This is a genomic window from Salinibaculum sp. SYNS191 (assembly GCF_037338445.1).
Taxonomy (GTDB): Archaea; Halobacteriota; Halobacteria; order Halobacteriales; family Haloarculaceae; genus Salinibaculum; species Salinibaculum marinum.
This window is the reverse complement of record NZ_CP147838.1, coordinates 3,915,137-3,933,261: the sequence shown is the minus strand read 5'-3', so window position 1 is coordinate 3,933,261 and position 18,125 is coordinate 3,915,137. Positions and strand designations below refer to the sequence as shown.

Annotated in this window: 21 protein-coding genes and 1 tRNA gene; 16 read left to right on the top strand and 6 right to left on the bottom strand. The window is 67.1% G+C overall.

Annotated elements, in window-relative coordinates; translation table 11 throughout:
* Positions 1-80 precede the first annotated feature (80 nt).
* Genes WDJ57_RS20375 through sufD form a run of 3 tightly spaced genes read left to right on the top strand, consistent with a single transcriptional unit; the run spans position 81 to position 3,698 of the window.
* Entirely contained in the window at positions 81-995 is a 915-nt protein-coding gene (locus tag WDJ57_RS20375) for an ABC transporter ATP-binding protein (protein WP_338902866.1), read from the top strand.
* Between the two features lie 24 nt (positions 996-1,019).
* On the top strand, positions 1,020-2,450 hold the full coding sequence (sufB, locus tag WDJ57_RS20370) for a Fe-S cluster assembly protein SufB (protein WP_338902865.1): 1,431 nt from the start codon (positions 1,020-1,022) through the stop codon (positions 2,448-2,450).
* A 27-nt stretch (positions 2,451-2,477) separates the two neighbouring features.
* Entirely contained in the window at positions 2,478-3,698 is a 1,221-nt protein-coding gene (gene sufD / locus WDJ57_RS20365; protein WP_338902863.1) for a Fe-S cluster assembly protein SufD, read from the top strand.
* 18 nt (positions 3,699-3,716) lie between these two features.
* On the opposite strand, the gene WDJ57_RS20360 is transcribed toward sufD, so the two are convergent.
* Positions 3,717-4,136 (bottom strand): universal stress protein, encoded by a 420-nt coding sequence (locus WDJ57_RS20360; RefSeq protein WP_338902862.1) that lies wholly within the window; start codon positions 4,134-4,136, stop codon positions 3,717-3,719.
* A 111-nt stretch (positions 4,137-4,247) separates the two neighbouring features.
* Here WDJ57_RS20360 and WDJ57_RS20355 point away from each other — a divergent pair, with 111 nt between their 5' ends.
* The 4 genes from WDJ57_RS20355 to WDJ57_RS20340 are packed head-to-tail and all read left to right on the top strand — an operon-like array spanning position 4,248 to position 5,940.
* The gene (locus tag WDJ57_RS20355) at positions 4,248-4,724 is read left to right on the top strand and encodes a ferritin-like domain-containing protein (protein WP_338902861.1); all 477 of its coding nucleotides are present in this window, start codon (positions 4,248-4,250) and stop codon (positions 4,722-4,724) included.
* Positions 4,725-4,755: 31 nt separating this feature from the next.
* On the top strand, positions 4,756-5,187 hold the full coding sequence (locus tag WDJ57_RS20350) for a metal-dependent transcriptional regulator (RefSeq protein WP_338902860.1): 432 nt from the start codon (positions 4,756-4,758) through the stop codon (positions 5,185-5,187).
* Entirely contained in the window at positions 5,187-5,324 is a 138-nt protein-coding gene (locus WDJ57_RS20345) for a hypothetical protein (protein ID WP_338902859.1), read from the top strand. The genes WDJ57_RS20350 and WDJ57_RS20345 overlap by 1 nt, the downstream gene beginning before the upstream one ends.
* A 49-nt stretch (positions 5,325-5,373) precedes the next feature.
* Positions 5,374-5,940, top strand: a complete 567-nt coding sequence (locus WDJ57_RS20340; protein WP_338902858.1) for a peroxidase-related enzyme — start codon at positions 5,374-5,376, stop codon at positions 5,938-5,940.
* A gap of 74 nt (positions 5,941-6,014) precedes the next feature.
* On the opposite strand, the gene cmk is transcribed toward WDJ57_RS20340, so the two are convergent.
* Positions 6,015-6,632, bottom strand: a complete 618-nt coding sequence (cmk, locus tag WDJ57_RS20335) for a (d)CMP kinase (protein WP_380630230.1) — start codon at positions 6,630-6,632, stop codon at positions 6,015-6,017.
* Positions 6,633-6,765: 133 nt separating this feature from the next.
* Between cmk and WDJ57_RS20330 the strand changes: the two genes are divergently transcribed.
* From WDJ57_RS20330 to WDJ57_RS20320, 3 genes are all read left to right on the top strand, one after another.
* The gene (locus tag WDJ57_RS20330) at positions 6,766-7,455 is read left to right on the top strand and encodes a metal-dependent transcriptional regulator (protein WP_338902857.1); all 690 of its coding nucleotides are present in this window, start codon (positions 6,766-6,768) and stop codon (positions 7,453-7,455) included.
* Between the two features lie 45 nt (positions 7,456-7,500).
* Entirely contained in the window at positions 7,501-8,091 is a 591-nt protein-coding gene (locus tag WDJ57_RS20325) for an AsnC family transcriptional regulator (protein ID WP_338902855.1), read from the top strand.
* Positions 8,092-8,187: 96 nt separating this feature from the next.
* A complete protein-coding gene (locus WDJ57_RS20320) occupies positions 8,188-10,764 on the top strand; it encodes a heavy metal translocating P-type ATPase (RefSeq protein ID WP_338902854.1) in 2,577 nt (858 codons plus the stop codon).
* A gap of 3 nt (positions 10,765-10,767) precedes the next feature.
* On the opposite strand, the gene WDJ57_RS20315 is transcribed toward WDJ57_RS20320, so the two are convergent.
* Positions 10,768-11,370, bottom strand: a complete 603-nt coding sequence (locus WDJ57_RS20315; RefSeq protein WP_338902852.1) for a hypothetical protein — start codon at positions 11,368-11,370, stop codon at positions 10,768-10,770.
* A gap of 243 nt (positions 11,371-11,613) precedes the next feature.
* On the opposite strand from WDJ57_RS20315, the gene WDJ57_RS20310 reads away from it, so the two are divergent.
* On the top strand, positions 11,614-12,789 hold the full coding sequence (locus WDJ57_RS20310; protein ID WP_338902850.1) for a tubulin/FtsZ family protein: 1,176 nt from the start codon (positions 11,614-11,616) through the stop codon (positions 12,787-12,789).
* Positions 12,790-12,965: 176 nt separating this feature from the next.
* A complete protein-coding gene (locus tag WDJ57_RS20305; RefSeq protein WP_338902849.1) occupies positions 12,966-13,388 on the top strand; it encodes a CBS domain-containing protein in 423 nt (140 codons plus the stop codon).
* A 223-nt stretch (positions 13,389-13,611) separates the two neighbouring features.
* Here WDJ57_RS20305 and WDJ57_RS20300 read toward each other — a convergent pair whose 3' ends face one another.
* Both WDJ57_RS20300 and WDJ57_RS20295 read right to left on the bottom strand, forming a co-directional pair.
* Entirely contained in the window at positions 13,612-14,352 is a 741-nt protein-coding gene (locus WDJ57_RS20300) for a hypothetical protein (RefSeq protein ID WP_338902848.1), read from the bottom strand.
* 296 nt (positions 14,353-14,648) lie between these two features.
* A tRNA-Arg gene (locus tag WDJ57_RS20295) sits at positions 14,649-14,721 on the bottom strand.
* 87 nt (positions 14,722-14,808) lie between these two features.
* Between WDJ57_RS20295 and hisC the strand changes: the two genes are divergently transcribed.
* The 4 genes from hisC to WDJ57_RS20275 are packed head-to-tail and all read left to right on the top strand — an operon-like array spanning position 14,809 to position 17,567.
* Positions 14,809-15,879 carry a histidinol-phosphate transaminase gene (hisC, locus tag WDJ57_RS20290; protein WP_338902847.1) on the top strand — a complete coding sequence of 357 codons (1,071 nt, stop codon included), beginning with the start codon at positions 14,809-14,811 and terminating at the stop codon, positions 15,877-15,879.
* Positions 15,879-16,385, top strand: a complete 507-nt coding sequence (locus tag WDJ57_RS20285; protein ID WP_338902846.1) for an adenylate kinase family protein — start codon at positions 15,879-15,881, stop codon at positions 16,383-16,385. Before hisC ends, WDJ57_RS20285 begins: the two co-directional genes overlap by 1 nt.
* Entirely contained in the window at positions 16,382-16,990 is a 609-nt protein-coding gene (locus WDJ57_RS20280; RefSeq protein WP_338902845.1) for a CDP-alcohol phosphatidyltransferase family protein, read from the top strand. The genes WDJ57_RS20285 and WDJ57_RS20280 overlap by 4 nt, the downstream gene beginning before the upstream one ends.
* Positions 16,991-17,036: 46 nt before the next feature.
* Entirely contained in the window at positions 17,037-17,567 is a 531-nt protein-coding gene (locus WDJ57_RS20275) for a multiprotein bridging factor aMBF1 (RefSeq protein WP_338902844.1), read from the top strand.
* Here WDJ57_RS20275 and WDJ57_RS20270 read toward each other — a convergent pair.
* Positions 17,564-18,115 (bottom strand): response regulator, encoded by a 552-nt coding sequence (locus WDJ57_RS20270; RefSeq protein ID WP_338902843.1) that lies wholly within the window; start codon positions 18,113-18,115, stop codon positions 17,564-17,566. The genes WDJ57_RS20275 and WDJ57_RS20270 overlap by 4 nt on opposite strands.
* Positions 18,116-18,125 lie beyond the last annotated feature (10 nt).

The window sequence follows — 18,125 nt, the reverse complement described above, 5'->3', positions numbered from 1 at the left end:
GCAGACCGGAAACCTTGGACATGAGAATGCGAAAGCATTATGGGTGAGTCGACCCTGTTTTCGGTTGACCTAAGACTACCATGGCTACACTCGAAATCGACAATCTGCACGCGGAAGTCGCAGAGGACGGCGGCGAAACAATCCTCCGTGGCGTCGACCTGGAGGTACGGAGCGACGAGATCCACGCGCTGATGGGACCGAACGGCAGCGGGAAGTCGACGCTCGCGAAGATAATCGCCGGCCATCCCGCCTACGAGGTGACCGGCGGCGACGTCTGGCTGCACCTCGACGGCGACGAGTTCGACGAGGAGATTCCCGAGGACATGCAGACCTGGGACCTGCTCGACCTCGAACCGAACGAGCGCGCCGCGCTCGGCATCTTCCTCGGGTTCCAGTACCCCGCGGAGATCGAGGGTGTGACGATGGTGAACTTCCTCCGGACGGCGCTCAACGCCAAGCTCGAAGAGCGCGAGGAGCTGTTCGAGGACGAGGACGAAGCCGAGGCCGAGGACGACGAAGAGGAGGACGCGGGTTACGAGACCTCCCCGATGGAGGGCCCCGCCGACGAGGGCGAAATCGGCGTCGCCGAGTTCCAGCAGATTCTCCAGGAGAAGATGGAGCAACTGGACATGGACGAGAAGTTCGCCAACCGCTATCTCAACGCCGGCTTCTCCGGCGGCGAGAAGAAACAGAACGAGGTCCTCCAGGCCGCGATTCTGGAGCCCTCGATTGCCGTGCTGGACGAAATCGACTCCGGGCTGGACATCGACCGCCTGCAGGACGTCTCGAACGGCATCAACGCGCTGCGCGACGAGCAGGGCGCTGGCATCCTCCAGATCACCCACTACCAGCGCATCCTCGACTACGTCGAGCCGGACCACGTCCACGTGATGCTGGACGGGCAGATCGCCCAGAGCGGCGGTCCGGAACTCGCCGAGAAGCTCGAGGACGAGGGCTACGACTGGGTCCGCGAGGAAGCCTACGAGGCAGCGTAACCCGACAAAACAGGAGACACAACAATGAGTTCAGACCAAGACCACCTCAAAGAGACCGACACCGAAGCGCGCTTCGAATTCAAGAAGGAGGAGAAGTCCGCCTTCGAGACGGGCAAGGGCCTGACGGAGGAGACCATCCGGGTCATCTCCGAGGACAAGGACGAGCCCGAATGGATGCTCGAACGCCGCCTTCGCGCACTGAAGCAGTTCCAGCAGATGCCCATGCCGGACGGCTGGCCGGGCGCACCCGACCTCTCCGAGGTCGACATCGACCAGATCGTCCCGTACATCCGCCCCGACATCGAGACCCGCGGCGGCGCTGACAGCTGGGAGGACCTCCCCGAGGAGATTCAGGACACCTTCGACAAACTGGGCATCCCGGAAGCCGAGAAGAACGCCCTCTCCGGGGTCGGCGCGCAGTACGAGTCCGAAATCGTCTACCAGAACATGCAGGAGCAGTGGGAGGAGAAGGGCGTCATCTTCTGTGACATGGACAAGGCCGTCCAGGAGCACGAGGAGATCGTCAAGGAGCACTTCATGACGAAGTGCGTCCCCCCGAGCGACAACAAGTTCGCGGCGCTCCACGGCGCGGTCTGGTCCGGCGGCTCGTTCGTCTACGTGCCCGAGGACACCACCGTCGAGATGCCCGTCCAGGCGTACTTCCGGATGAACTCCGAGGGGATGGGGCAGTTCGAGCACACGCTCATCATCGCCGAGGAGAACTCCGAAGTCCACTACATCGAGGGCTGTTCCGCGCCGAAGTACTCCGCGTTCAACCTCCACAGCGGCGGCGTCGAAGTCTTCGTCGGCGAAGGTGCTCACGTCCAGTACTCCACGGTGCAGAACTGGTCGAAGAACACCTACAACCTCAACACCAAGCGCGCCATCGCCGAGGCAGACGGGACGATGGAGTGGGTCTCCGGCAGCATGGGCTCGAAGGCCACGATGCTGTACCCCGCGACCATCCTCAAGGGCCCCGGCGCGACGGACAACCACATCACCATCGCGTTCGCGGGCGAGGGCCAGAACATCGACACCGGCGCGAAGGTCTACCACAACGCGCCCGACACGAAATCGACCATCGAGTCCAAGTCCATCAGCAAGGACGGCGGCCGCACGAACTACCGCGGCCTCGTCCACATCGCCGACGGTGCGGAGAACTCCTCCACGTCCGTCGAGTGTGACGCCCTGATGTTCGACAACGACTCCACGTCGGACACGATGCCGTACATGGAGATTCAGGAGCAGAAGGTCGACGTCGCCCACGAGGCGACCGTCGGCAAGATCGGCGACGAGGACGTCTTCTACCTCCAGAGCCGCGGCCTGGACGACGACGACGCCAAGCAGATGATCGTCGCCGGCTTCATCGAACCGATCACGGAGGAACTGCCAATCGAGTACGCGGTGGAACTGAACCGCCTCATCGAACTGGAGATGGAGGGTAGTCTCGGATAACTCCGCGTGGAGTATTCGAATTCAACAATGAGTACGCAGGTACACGCGAACCTCACAGCGGAACAGGTAGCGCAGATCAGCGAGGAACTCGGCGAACCGGAGTGGCTGCTGGAGACCCGGCAGGACGCGCTCGCGGCGCTCGAAGACCTCGACATGCCCGACGTCATCAAGACGCCGGGTCGCGAGTGGACGAACCTCGACGCCCTCGACTACGAGACGCTTGTCGACCCGCTCGACCACGCCCAGGAGAAGGACCGCGTCGACGCCGAGGGTGTCGACGTCCTCTCCTGGAGCGAGGCACTGGACACGCACGGCGACCTGATTGAGGAGCACTTCGGCAGCGTCGTCGACCCGCAGCGGAACTATCTGACCGCGCTGTCGACGGCGCTGTTCAGCGCCGGCACCGTCGTCTACGTCCCCGAGGGCGTCGACGCAGAGGACGTGAAGATTCGGACGACGATGAACTCCCGGTCGCTGTTCAACTACACGCTGGTCGTCGCCGAGGAGTCCTCGTCGGTGACCATCCTCGAACGGCAGGCCACCGGCGATGACGCCAAACCAGTCGACGAGGGCCGCTACTACAGCGGCGTCGTCGAGGCCGTCGCCGGCGAGAACGCACACGTCCAGTACGGCGCGCTCCAGAACCTGAGCGAGGAGACGTACAACTTCTCGGTCAAGCGCGGCCACGCCGGTCGCTACGGCACCGTCAACTGGATCGAAGGGAACATCGGCTCGCGGCTGACGAAGACGTCAGTCGAGACGCGCCTGGTCGGCGACTCCTCGGAGTCCCAGATCGTCGGCGCGTTCTTCGGCCACAACGACCAGCACTTCGATCTGGGCAGCCGCGTCTGGCACGAGGCCGAGAACACGACGGCGGACCTCGTCACCCGCGGGGTCCTCCGGGACAGCGCCCGCTCGGTCTACGAGGGCGTCCAGGACGTCGGCCGCGACGCCTGGAACACCAGTTCCTACCAGCGCGAGAACACGCTGATGCTCTCCGACGAGAGCGAAGCCGACGCATCGCCGAAGCTCATCATCAACAACCACGACACCGAGGCCAGCCACTCCGCGACGGTCGGACAGGTCGACGAGGAGGACCTGTTCTACATGACCTCGCGCGGCATCGACCCCGAGGTGGCGAAGAACCTCCTCGTGGAGGGCTTCTTCGTGCCCGTCCTCGAAGAGGTCGCGGTCGACGAACTCCGCGAGGACCTGCAGGACCTCATCGCAGCAAGACTGCGGGAATAACCGTCCCGCACCCTCGAGTTACCGGACGACGGTGACCGGGACGGGCGATTGTCGGAAGATTTTCTCCGTGATGTTGCCGACGAAGAGCCGGTCGGCCAGCGACCCGCTATGGCTGCCCAGCACCACGACGTCGTACTCGTCGGCGTTGTTGAGAATTACGCGGGCGGGATGGCCGACGTGGACCTCCGTCTCGATGTCGGTGTCGTATTCGGCCGCGACCGCACGTGCCCTGTCGAGGGTGGCGGCGGCGAGTTCGTCGGCGGCCTCCTCCACGTCGTCTTCCAGCGCGAGCGTCGTCGCGCCGCCGAGCATCGAGGACGGTTCGCCGACGACGGTGAGGGCGGTGACGTCGGCGCTGGGGTGGTGTTCGAGGGCGAACCGCAAGGCCCGTTCGGCCATCTCCGAGTTGTCCATCGCGACGAGAGCGTGCGTGGTCATACTGTACGTTCGGCTGACAGTGGGATAAAGACTCCCGCCGCCGGACAGCGGCTTTAAGGTTCCGCCCGCCCGAGAGGCGAACATGACAGCGGTACAGCGACGGTGGTGGCCGTGAGCGTCCAGCAGCCGGTCGCGTCGGACCACCAGCTCGCCCGCCTTCTCCAGATTGGCGTGGTCCTCGAAGAGGTCGTTGAGGCTCGCGCGGCGAAACACGCCAACGTGGCGGACCTGGACGACGGCGTCCGGGCGTTCCTCCGGGAGGCCGCCGCGGAGTCGGCGACACACCGCGAGCGGCTGGACGAGCTGGTCGGGACGCTGGAGGCCGAAACCATCCCCTTCGACGACGTCAAGACGCTGGTAGAACAGCAGTACGAGGCCGACCAGGACTTCGACGGCGTCCTCTACGACCAGCTGTGCAACGAGGAGACGGCGTACAAGTTCTACGACGACCTCATCGGGGCCGTCGAGCAGTCGGAGGCCGAGTTCGGCGTCGACCGCGACCGCCTTCTGACGGTCCTGCGGGAGATTCGCGCCGACGAGGAGGCCGGCGTCGAGGCAGTCACTGAACTGATGGAGGAACGGGAATGACGGGGAACGACCAGGTCACGGGTGAATCGTCATGAACACTGCCGACCAGTACGTCAAGGCCATCTACCTCATCCAGCAGCAGGAGGACGGCCCGGCGTCGACGGGGGCCATCGCCGACACGCTCGACGTGAGCCCCGCCAGCGCCAACGAGATGATAGGCAAGCTCGAAGCCAAGGGGCTGGCGAGCCACGAGAAGTACAAGGGTGTCGACCTGACCGACGACGGCATCGCCCGTGCCCGCGACGCCCTCCAGAACTACTGCATCATCGAGCGCTTCCTCGTCGAGGTGCTGGAGGTCGAGAACTTCCGCGCGGAGGCCCGCCAGCTCGAACCGGTCATCGACGAGACGGTCGCCGACCGGCTGGACACCATCATCGACCGCGCGCCCCAGTGTCCCGACTGCTTCGACGCCGAGGACGACGTCTGCGGACTCCTCGAACTGGAACTCGACGCCGCCGATTGATGGTCGTCGACGCGCTCGTCGAGACGTTCGGCCCCTTTCTGGTCCCGGCACTGCTGTTCGCCGTCGGCCTCGTCGGGTACGCGGTTCTCATCCTCCTGACCAGGTGGGGCATCCTGCCGGGACGCCGCGAGGGGTAAGCACCAGCGGCGGCGAACGACTAAGGTGCTGGCAGCCGCCGGTCCCTGCATGGCAGAGGAACCGATGACGCGCTTTCCCGTGCCCGACCTGGAGGACATGCCGGCGGATGTCCGGGAGCGCATCGAAGCGGAGACGGAGCGGTCGGGGTTCACGCCCAACGTGTTCACGGCCTTCGCGTACCGCCCCGGCCAGTTCCGGGCCTTCTTCGACTACTACGACGCGCTCGTCGAGGAGTCGCCGCTGGCCCGCGAGGAACTGGAGATGGTCGTCGTGGCCGTCAGTGGCGCGAACGACTGCCTCTACTGCGTCGTCGCTCACGGGGCACTGCTGCGCATCTACGCCGACGACCCCCACCTGGCCGAGCAACTGGCGACCAACCACCGGACGGCGAATATCAGCGACGCCCACCGGGCGATGTGCGACGTCGCGGTGAAACTGACGGAGGACCCTGCCGCAGTCGGTGAGTCGGACATCGAGCGGTTGCGCGACCACGGCTTCTCGATGGAGGAGATATGGGACATCGGCTCGACCGCGGCGCTGTTCAATCTCTCGAACCGGATGGCCCACTTCGCGGACATGCGGCCGAACGAGGAGTTCTACGAGTTGGGACGGTAAGTGCCGACGCCGGCTCCCCGCTCGCGGACAGCAACCCGGGTCCCCAGGACGAGACGGCACTGCGGGCGAGACTCTCAGGCGTCTATCTCGACTGGGGCGGTCTCGAAGGCACCCTCGTCGACTTCCGGGTCGTACTGTTCGATTGCCGCCCGCACAATCTGGAAGACTCCCTCCTGGCTCCAGCGGGCGGTGTTCAGTTGCAGGTCGTAGAACTCCCGTTCGTCGATGTCGATTTCGTAGTAGGACTCGTAGCGGCCGGCCTCGTTGACCTCGCGGACGCGCATCTCCGCCGCGGTCTCCTCGCGGTCGCTGATGCGCTCCGCCCGTACGTCTTCGGGCGCGTCCAGCCAGATTCGCAGGTCCGCCCGCTCGCCGGCGAGCCAGCCCGCCAGGCGCGATTCGAGGATGAACGGCCGGTTCACGGCCCCCCACTTCTCGGCAATCTGGCGCAGGCGTTGGTCCAGGGCCCGGTCTATCTCGTCGGACTCCTGGGCGGCCGCGCCGAGTTGCGTGAGGCTCATGTCCCGCTCCTCGGCGAGGTCCCGGAAGATGTCCCCGCCGGCGACGTACGGACAGTTGATAGCTTCCGAAAGCCGGGTGCAAAGCGACGTCGCCCCGCATCCCGGCGGTCCGGAGACTGTAATCAGCAGTCGGGTGTCAATCATCGGAACCTGGCTGTCTCTCACTGCCATGGCGGTACGTCATGCCCATCCCTGAAAAGAGGGTGGGCTTCGTGATTGCCGCCCGTCACAACCCGACCGGTGCCGCGTCGGCGGGCGTCCGGGTGACGACACACTTTTGATTTAGACGTATCTAAAGAGGAGTATGCTGAGCGCGAAGATGGAGGACTACCTCAAGGCGGTCTACGAACTCCAGCGCCAGGGGGAGGCCCCGGTGTCCACCTCCAGCATCGCGGAGACGCTGGACGTGACGGCACCGACGGCGACGAGCATGATGGAGACGCTGGAGGAGCGCGGACTGGTCGAGCGCGAGAAGTACAAGGGCGTCACGCTGACGCGGGAGGGCGAGACTGTCGCCCTGGAGGTCGTCCGCCATCATCGCCTGCTGGAGACCTACCTCGCCGAGCAACTGGGCTACGACTGGACGGAGGTCCACGACGAGGCGGACTGTCTGGAGCACCACATCAGCGAGGAGTTCGAGCGCCGCGTCGCCGAGGTGCTGGGTGACCCAGAGGTCGACCCCCACGGCGACCCGATTCCGACGGAGGCGCTGGACCCCGTCGCGGAACTCGCGGGGGCGAGGCTGTCGGAACAGGCCGAAGGGGACCGCGTCGTCGTCCAGCGGGTCCGCGACCGGGACCCCGAGGAACTCGCCTACCTGGAGGAGGCCGGCATCACGCCCGGGACGACCCTCACCGTCGAGGAGGTGGCACCCATCGAGATGGTCACCGTCGCCCTGGAGGACGGCGAGACCGTCTCGCTGCCGGCCCACGTCGCGTCGGCCATCCGCGTCAGCGACGCCACCGCAACCGAGGACGCGAGCAGCGCGGTCTGAGCCGGCCCGAAAACGGTTTGAGGCTGTCCCCTCTCTATCCCCGACATGCGCGGGCTCGACGACACCGACCGCGAGATTCTCCAGTTACTCCTCGAAGACGCCCGCCGGCCCTACAGCGAGATAGCCGACAGCGTGGGCCTGTCCGCGCCGGCCGTCTCCGACCGCGTGGACCGTCTCCGCGACATCGGGCTCATCCGTCGGTTCACACTGGACATCGACCGGTCGCTGCTCGACGAGGGCGTCCCCGTGCTGGTAACGCTGGAAACGGTTCCGGGGGCCGGCAAGCGCGTCCGAGACGGGCTCGCAGACGTCGAGTCGGTCGAGTACGTCTTCCGGACGGTCGACGACCGCGTGGTAGTCACCGCGACGGCCCCGGACGGTGCGGTGGGGGAACTGGTCGCCGACGCAGTCGACGTGACCGACGTCCGCGACTACGAGGTGTCGCTGCTCACCGAGGCCGACTGGTCGCCACAGGTCTCCGGTGCGCGACTCGCCCCGGCCTGCGCCGAGTGCGGCAACACGGTCACGGCCGAGGGCGAGACCGTGACGCTCGACGGCGACACGTATCACTTCTGCTGTGAGAACTGCCGCGAGCAGTTCGTCGACGCGTACGAACAGCTCAGTGAGGGTGCCTGACCGGCCAGGGAACTTTCGGACCGAAGGTTTCCGCTGGCATTTGCTTTCGATTCGAAGTGGTAACTGCAATCAAGTAGGGGTGCATAAGTACACCCAATGACGACACGCACTGCGCGACTCGACCTCCAGGGGATGAGCTGCGCGAACTGCGCAGGGACCATCGAGGAGCGGGTCGGCGAACTCGACGGCGTCGCGTCGGTGGACGCCAACTACGCCACCGACGAGGGCTCCGTCGAGTACGACCCGGACGTGGTATCGCTCGCCGACATCTACGACGCCATCGGCGACTCCGGCTACACGGCCGTCGCGGAGACGGTGAGCATCGGTATCACCGACATGTCGTGTGCCAACTGCGCGGACGCCAACGAGACGCGCCTGCTGGACACGCCGGGCGTCATCGAGGCCGAGGTCAACTACGCCACCGACGAGGCGCAGGTCCGGTACAATCCCGCCGACGCCTCACTGGAGGACCTCTACGACGCAATCGAGGCGGCGGGCTACACGCCAGTCCGCGAGGACGAGGAGTCAGAGGGCGAGAGCGACCAGGACCGGCGCGACCTGGCGCGGTCGGCCGAGCAGCGCCGACAGCTCCGGCTGGTGCTGTTCGGCGCGGTCATGTCCCTGCCGCTGCTCGCGATGATGGTCGGCCACCTCTTCGCACCCGAGCAGGTCCCAGAGGCCGTCTTCGGCGTCGACATCGGCTGGATTGCCTTCCTCTTTGCGACGCCCGTCCAGGTGTTGCTCGGCCGCGAGTTCTACGAGAACTCCTACACCGCGCTCGTGAAGAACCGGACGGCCAACATGGACGTGCTCATCGCGCTGGGGTCGTCGACGGCCTATCTCTACTCCGTCGTCGCGCTGCTCGGCCTCATCGCCAGCACCGGGCTGTACTTCGACACGGCCGCGTTCATCCTGGTGTTCATCACGCTGGGCAACTACCTCGAAGCCCGCTCGAAGGGCCAGGCCTCCGACGCCATCCGCGAACTGCTGGAGATGGAGGCCGACACCGCAACGGTCGTCCGCGACGACGGCACCGAGGAGGAAATTCCCCTCGAAGACGTCGCGGTCGGCGACCGCCTGCGGGTCCGCCCCGGCGAGCAGATTCCCACCGACGGCGTCGTCGTCGACGGCGAGTCGGCGGTCGACGAGTCGATGGTCACCGGCGAGTCGGTCCCCGTCGAGAAGAGCGAGGGCGACGAGGTCATCGGGTCGACAATCAACGAGAACGGCGTGCTGGAGGTCGAGGCGACGAAGGTCGGCGAGGAGACGGCCATCCAGCAGATAGTCGAGCGCGTCCGCGCGGCACAGAGCCGCCAGCCCGACATCCAGAACGTCGCCGACCGCATCTCCGCCTATTTCGTCCCCGCGGTCATCGCGAACGCACTGCTGTGGGCGACGGTCTGGGTGCTGTTCCCCGACGCTCTCGCCGGGTTCGTGAACGCGCTCCCGCTGTGGGGGCTGGCCGCCGGCGGTCCGACCGCCATCGGAATCACCGAGTTCGCCGTCGTCGTCTTCGCCAGCGCGGTGCTCATCGCCTGCCCCTGCGCGCTCGGCCTGGCGACGCCCGCGGCGACGATGGTCGGCACGGCCATCGGCGCGCGCAACGGCGTCCTGTTCAAGGGCGGCGACATCCTCGAACGCGTCCGCGACGTCGACACGGTAGTCTTCGACAAGACCGGGACGCTGACCGAGGGCGAGATGGAACTGACCGACGTGGTGCCAGTCGAGGCCGCACCCGACGGCGGCGCAGCGCCAGACGGTGGCGTCGCGCTCCCCGAGGTGACCGAGGAGTTCGTCCTCGAACTCGCCGCCAGTGCCGAGTACAACAGCGAGCACCCGCTGGCCCAGGCCATCGTCGAGGGCGCGCGCGAGCGCGGCGTCGACCTCGAAGAACCGGAGTCCTTCGAGAACGTTCCCGGCCACGGCGTCCGGGCGACGACGAGTCGCGGCGAGGTGCTGGTCGGCAACCGGAAACTGCTGACCGACGAGGGCGTCGAGACGGCTCCCGCGGAGGAGACGCTGGACCGCCTCGAACGCGAGGGCAAGACCGCGATGCTGGTCGCGCTGGACGGCCGCCTGGTCGGCGTCGTCGCCGACGCCGACACGGTGAAGGAGTCGGCCGCCGCCGCCGTCGCGGACCTCCACGAGCGCGGGCTGGACGTCCACATGATTACCGGCGACAACGAGCGGACGGCCCGCGCCGTCGCCGAAGAACTGGGCATCGACCCCGACAACGTGATGGCCGGCGTCCTGCCTGAGGACAAGGCAGACGCCGTCGAGACCATCCAGGACGACGGCCGCCGGGCGATGATGGTCGGCGACGGCGTCAACGACGCGCCCGCGCTGGCCGCCGCGTACGTCGGGACGGCACTCGGCAGCGGGACGGACGTGGCTATCGAGGCCGCGGACGTGACGCTGATGCGCGACGACCCGGCCGACGTGTTGAAGTCCATCCGCATCTCGGAGGGGACGCTCGCGAAAATCAAGCAGAACCTCTTCTGGGCGCTCGGCTACAACACGGCGATGATTCCGCTGGCGTCGCTCGGCCTGCTCCAGCCCGTGCTCGCGGCGGCGGCGATGGCCGCCTCCAGCGTCTCGGTGCTGACCAACAGTCTCGCGTTCAGGCGGTACACGCCCGACCACGACTACCGGCTGTTCGGACGCGGAAAGTAGCAGCTACAGTCCGACGACCCGTTTTCCGGCCAGCGAGTCCGGCACCTCGACCGACACCGTCGTCGTCTCCCCGTCTGCCGTCGCCAGAATGATGTCCGCCGACTCACCCGCCGCGAGCGCGCTCCCGAACGCGGGGACGTCGGCGACGTCGTCAGCCCCGACGTCGAACGTCAGGGTCGCCCGGTCGCCTGTCTCGGCGAGGACGAGCCCGTCGGCGTCGCTGACGTGGGTGACGCTGACCCCGAACGCGCCGTCGCTTCGCTCTTCCTGCTGGCCCGCCGTCAGGTAGTACGTGCCCTGATCGGCCCAGGTTGCGGTGAGGGCCGCAGCGTCGACGGGGGCGGAGGACCCGACCTTCGTGAGTGTGATCCGGACCGCCTCGACGGACCGGTTCTCGGGGCCGGTCGTGCCGCTGACGTTCAGCACCTGCAGCGACGCGGGTTCGGGCGTCGGCGTCGGCTGCTCGGCGGCCACACCGTCGTCCTGTCGGACGTCGATACCGGCGACGCCCAGCACCGTCGGCAGTACGGCTACCAGGACGACGGCAACGACGACAAAGGCGAGCAGGCGGTCGAGTCCCGACTGCCCGCGGGTGCTGTCTGGCATCGGTCGTGGTCCCCCGGGTCGCTGTTGGCCGACTGTTATCACGCGGGGGTATAAGTCTGCGGGCCCGGGGTCGGTGCCGTCCGGTCGCCGCCCCGAAAGCGCACGACGTGACGGGGTTGTAAGGGCTTACTCTCCGGTGACGAGCGGGTGGCTGCGACGGGCGACGCTGTAAGCGGCGCTTAGTCAGAACGGCGCGTATAACCCGCAGTATAACTATACGGCGGTTTCGTGTACGTCCCCGCGATGAAAATCGCTCTCATCGGGTTCGGGAACGCCGGAAGCAAGGTAGCAGACGAGATCTTCCGGTACGAGCAGGAGACGGGCCGGAGCCTCTCCAGATACGTGGTCGCGATAAACTCGGCCAGGTCGGACCTGGCGAAACTCGACGAGATACCCACAGACAAGCAGATTCTCATCGGTCAGACGGACGAGCGGGTCAAGGGGCACGGGGTCGGGAGCGACCCGGAACTCGGGGCGGAGGTGACACGGCGGGACCTCCAGGAACTGGAGCGCGCACTCGACGGCGTTCCCGTCTACGACATCGACGCCTTCCTCCTCGTGGCGGGGCTGGGCGGCGGGACCGGTAGCGGCGGCGCACCCGTACTCGCCGACCGCATCAGCGAGATGTTCGACGAGCCAGTGTACGGACTGGGCGTACTCCCGAGCAAGGACGAGGGCGGCAGGGCCTCCTTCAACGCCGCCCGCTCGCTGCAGTCGTTCGTCGACGCGACGAACAACCTCCTCCTGTTCGACAACGACGCCTGGCGGGGCCACCAGGACACCGTCGAGGCGGGCTACGAGCGGATGAACAAGGAGATTGCGGCCCGCATCGGAACGCTGCTCGCAGCCGGCAACATCGACGAGTCCGAAGTCTCGGAGAACGTCATGGACGCCAGCGACGTGCGACGGACGCTCGACACGGGCGGCATCAGCACCGTCGCGTACGCCGAGACGGACCTCGAATCGGAGACGCGCCAGTCCCAGGGCCTCCTCGGCCGGTTCCGCGGCAACGGGACGGGCCAGGAGACCGACACCGCGAAGAAGATTAGTGGCCTCGTCCGCCAGGCCGTCCAGTCCCGGCTGACCTGCCCGGCGACAGTCTCCTCGGCCGAGCGCTCGCTCATCGTCATCTCCGGTCCCCCCGGCGAGTTCTCCAGGAAGGGCCTGGAGAGTGCCCGCCGCTGGGTCGAACAGCAGACGGCCAGCATCGAGGTGCTGGCCGGGGACGACCCCAGGGCCTCGGCGAACCACGTCTCGGCCGTCGTGGTTCTCTCGAACGTCACCGACGTGTCCCGCGTGGACCAGCTACAGGAGCAGGCAGTCGACGCGGCGGACAACATCGAGGACCAGGCCTCGACGCGCGAGGAGGACATCGAGCGCCTCATCAGGGACGACGAGGGACGTCTGGACCCGCTGTAACTGCCGACCGCATAGAGCAGACCCGTGACCCGTTCTTTGCTGTCCGGTTCCCTCTTTCTGGGTACGCTCGCCCATATCGCGCCGCGCAGTGGGTAGGGCCGGTGTTGTCGATTCGGCCAGCGGCTAAGTGGCTCATACCATTGTGACTCGCCGCTCCATCGCCGGGTGGTGTACCCATGCCAGTCTCAGACGTCGCTCGAACTGGAGTAATGACCGCGCACCGCGACCAGTCCGCCGGGAACCTGGCGACCGTGATGCGTGAGGAGAACGTCGGGAGCGTCGTCATCGTCGACGACGACCGCCCGGTCGGTATCGTCACAGACAGGGACCTGGTGCTGGAGGTGCTCGAACCGCGGGCGGAACCCGAGGACGTGAGCGCCGGCGACATCATGACCTCGGCGATGGCAACGGTCTACGAGGACGACGGCATCTTCGCGGCCATCGAAACGATGCTCGAACACTCCGTGCGACGGATGCCGGTCGTCGATACCGACGGCGCGATGAGCGGCATCGTGACACTGGACGACTTCGTGGTCATGCTGGCCGACGAACTCGACAACCTGGCCGACGTCGTCGAGGCCGAATCACCGCCGTACTGACGGACTTGTCCAGGGACGCCACCTTTCACAACCTGGCTGGTTTACGACCAGCTTACCGGCCGACGGGCGCGCCGTCGGCGCCTCCGGAGTGGTAGTGCACCACCTGCGCTGCCGCCAGCCGTGCACTGTCGGGCTGTATGAGAGCGTGCACTGTCAGGCTATGTGAGAGGCGTCAACCGGTCGCTGTTCTCCGATTGTAAGACGTTCGAGCCGCAGTCTCCCTCTATTCTGTGCCGTTCGCAACCGCGTCGGCCACGGTGTCGAGGTGGCTCAGCCCCAGCACACCCAGTACCGTCCCGTCGCGTCGCAGTCTCGCGATGCCATCGGCCATCGTATCCTCCCGTGTCGCGTCCAGCAGACGGTCGGCGCGCGGTCGTTCGATGGCACCGAGCAGCGACCTGCTCCGCGCGACCTGCGTGCGCTCGTCCGCGGCCTGCTCTGCCGGTGTCCTCGCTGCCATCCCCTCGGTGACTGCCTCGGCAGCCGAGTCGTCGGTCTCGGCTGCATCGAGCCGGCACCTGACGGCGTGGCGCGCGATGCGTCCGACCCCGCCCGCGGCACGGCGGAGGGTCCTGACCGACGCACCGGTGTCCACGGCGTTGCGCAGGAAGTGGCGGCCGAACCGGGGGCCCAGGGAATCCACCCCGACGACGGCACTTTCGGGCGCGGCGGCGATGGCAGCGCTCATCTCGTCGCAGTCGAACTGCGCGCTCTCAGCAGTCGCCGCGCGCTCGAACGCTGGCACCGCAAGCGGCGGGAGTTCCAGCGCCAGTGCGTCCGGCTCCAGCGCCCGGGCGACTCTCCGCACGCGGTGGCTACTCGCGGGGTGGTCGTGGACCACTCCCACGAGAATCGCGTCGTGTTCGTCCCCCGTTCCGGGGACCGCTCGGTAGAAATCGGTGTCGAGCCGGGGGTCTTCGTCCGCGTCGAGGTCCGCTGTCACGTCCGGGAACCTGGTAGGCATTTCTTTCGCGTGACGGCGGGTAGTCGACACCGCGATTTAAGCATTTCTTGCGGGTTTGTTACGCCGGCTCTACTGCTATGGGGCGGTCCGGCGCGCCATAACACAGTCACCTGTCGGTCCGGTTCCGGTTCGCTCGGCACTTCGTTCCTCGCTGCTCGCGGGTCGTTACACTCCCCGCTCGCGTGTCGAGCCGCTTCCGTCGGTCGCGGCTCGCACTGCACGGGCGTGTCGGGAGTGAGCAAACACGAAGCGTTTGCGAACTACGGGACGCCCGCGAGCGACTGAAAGGAGCGAAGCGGGCGTGCCGGGATTCGAACCCGGGATCGAGGGGTTAGGAACCCCTCGCCCTGTCCGCTAGGCCACACGCCCTACCGCTGCATGGTACACGCCGCGAAAAACGGTTACCATCCCCACGCTTTGAGCACGCTTAAGACGCGCCGCCTGTTTTGCCCGGGCATGGACCCACGGGACCTCTCAGCCCACACGCCCTACCGCGCGGGCCGCGGCGTCGAAGAAGTCGCCCGCGAGCGGGGGCTGGACCCCGACACTCTCGTCAAGCTCTCGTCGAACGAGAACCCATTCGGCCCGAGCCCCGCCGCCGTCGAGGCCATCCGGGCCGCCGCGCCGACCGTCCACACCTACCCGAAAGCCGAGCATACCGACCTCTCGGCCCGTCTCGCAGACGACTGGAACGTCGCCCTCGAACAGGTCTGGCTCTCCCCCGGCGGCGACGGCGTCCTCGACTACCTCGCCCGCGCGTTCCTCGACCCCGGCGACAGCGTCCTCGTTCCCGAACCCGGCTTCGCCTACTACCCGATGAGCGCCCGCTACCGGGACGCGACCGTCGACAGCTACCCCCTCCACAAGTCCGAGGACTTCGCGCAGACGCCCGCGAACGTCCTCGACAGCTACGACGGCCACCGCATCGTCTACGTGACCACGCCGCACAACCCGACGGGCTCCGAGATGGCGCTTTCCGACATCGAGACGGTCGCGGCGGAGACCGCGGATGAGACGCTCGTCCTCGTCGACGAGGCCTACGCCGAGTTCACCGACGCGCCGAACGCGCACGGACTCGTCGACGACCGCGAGGACGTCGCCATCCTCCGGACGTTCTCGAAAGCGTACGGACTGGCCGGACTCCGGCTCGGATACGCGCTCGTCCCGGAGGCGTGGGCCGACGCCTACGAGCGCGTGAACACGCCCTTCGCCGTGAACTCGCTGGCCTGCCGGGCCGGCCTGGCCGCGCTGGACGACGAGGAACACGTCGAACGAACGGTCGAGACGGCCCGCTGGGCGCGGGAGTACATGCACGACCACCTCGACGCGCCGACCTGGGAGAGCGGCGGCAATTTCGTCCTCGCGGAGGTCGGCGACGGCGAGGCGGTCACCGACGCCGCGATGGACGAGGGCGTCATCGTCCGGGACTGTTCGTCCTTCGGCCTGCCGGAGTGCGTCCGCATCACCTGCGGCACCCGAGAGGGCACCGAGCGCGCCGTGGGTGTCCTCAACGAGGTGGTCGACTGATGCGCGTCGCGGTCACCGGGACGCCGGGCACCGGCAAGACCACGGCCACCGATCGGCTCTCGACGTCGCTCGACGTCGTCCATCTCAACGAGGTCATCAAGCGGGAGGAACTGACGACCGGCCGCGACGAGGAGCGGGACACGCTCGTGACCGACGTCGAGGCGGTCGCGGAGTGGCTCGACGGCCGCGAGGACGTCCTCTTCGAGTCGCACCTCGCGCACCACTTCGACGCCGACCGGGTCGTGGTTCTGCGGGCACATCCCGAGACAATCGAGGACCGACTGGCCGAACGCGGGGAGTCACAGCGTTCGGTCGCCGAGAACGCCGAGAGCGAGGCGCTGGACGTCATCCTGGCCGAGGCCGTCGACCGCCACGGCGAGGAGCGAGTCTACGAGATAGAGACGACGGACCTGACGCCTGACGAGACGGCAGCGGCAATCCAGTCGGTCATCGACGGGGAGCGGGACCCCAGCGCCGGGGAGGTATCGTACGTCGACTACCTATGACGCTGGACAGGCTCCGGCCGCTGGCCGACCGGTTGCTCGCGCCCTTCGTCGCCGGTGCCGCTCGGGTGGGACTGACACCGAACGGCGTGAGCGTCCTCGCGTTCGCCCTGGCCGTCGCGGCCGGTGGGTGTTTCTACGTCGCCGGCGGCGACCCGGTGTGGTACCTCCCGGGCGCGTTCCTCGTCTTCTTGAACGGCTGGCTGGACCTGCTCGACGGCGCGCTTGCCCGGCGACTCTCGGTCGAATCCCGCGCGGGCGACCTGCTCGACCACGTCCTCGACCGGTACGCTGACATCGTCATCATCCTCGGACTGGCGGGCGGCATCGGCGACTGGCTGCTCGGTGCTGCCGCCGTGACCGGCGTGTTGATGACCTCCTACCTCGGGACGCAGGCACAGGCGGTCGACCTCGACAGGGTCTACGGCGGGGCGCTCGGGCGGGCCGACCGCCTCGCGCTGGTCGGTGGCGTCGGCGTCGTCGCCCCCTTCGTCACCGGGTCGCTCGGGCCGTGGACCCTGGTCGGGTGGCTGCTGGTCGTCTTCGCCGCCGTGGGACACCTGACCGCGCTCCAGCGGTTCTACCACGCCATGGCGGCGCTGTCCTGACCGGCCGGGCGTATCATTTATCCATCGGGCCGGCCAATCCGGTGGTATGGTTCAGTGTGAGATGTGCGGGAAAGAGGTCTCCGACCCGAACCGCGTGAAGATCGAGGGCGCGGAACTCGACGTGTGTAGCGACTGTACCGACTTCGGGACGGAGGTGAAGACCCAGGACACCTCCAGCACGTCCACGAAGTACTCGACGAGCAGTTCCAGCGGGACGAGTTCGTCCAGTTCGAGTTCGTCGTCTTCGGGGTCGAGTTCGTCCGGTGGGGGCCGGCGCAGCGACATGTTCGACGACATGGAGGAACTCGCGCAGGACTACGACGACCGGATTCGGAACGCACGGGAGTCGGCGAACCTGAGTCAGGAGGACCTCGCGAAGGACCTCAACCTCAAGGCGAGTCTCATCCGCAAGCTGGAACACGGCGACACGCTCCCGAGCGACGACGTCCAGCGGAAACTGGAGAAGAAACTCGGTATCGACCTCTCGGCCGGCGGCAGCGCCGACGAGACGGAGTGGGAAGGCGGCTCCTCGACGGGCGAGTACACGCTCGGCGACGTCGTCGAACGGAAGGATTAGAGGGAGCGGTCGAGGTCCTCGGCGTCGAGGTCCGCCGCGATGTGCTCGACCTCGCGTTCGAGGACCTCGATTTCGTCGGTGAGTCGGGCGAACTCCTCGCTGTTTTGAAGGTTACCTGCCGGCTGTTCGACCTCTAGGACGTTGCGCTTGAGCTTCTTCGCGGTGAGTTCCTGCACCCGCTCGTTGTACTCCTGGATTGTGAGCAGTCGGTCGACCGTGTCGCGGACCTCCTGGCGCGTCACCGGTTTGACGAGGTAGTCGTCGATGCCCAGGTCGATGATGTCGAAGTCGGGGTTGACCGCCGTCACCATCGCCACCCGGCAGTCGATGTCGCGCTCCTCGATGGCCGCCAGGACCTCGTTTCCGGAGACGACGGGCATCCGGCGGTCGAGCAGGACCACGTCGTAGGCGTCCGTGACCATCTCGATGGCCTCCTCGCCGCTGTAGGCCACGTCGACGTCGTAGCTGTCGCGCAGATAGTCGGCGTAGAGGTCCGCCAACTCGCGCTCGTCCTCGACTATCAGAACCGTCGCTCCCCTCGGTGTCACTGGTCTCTTT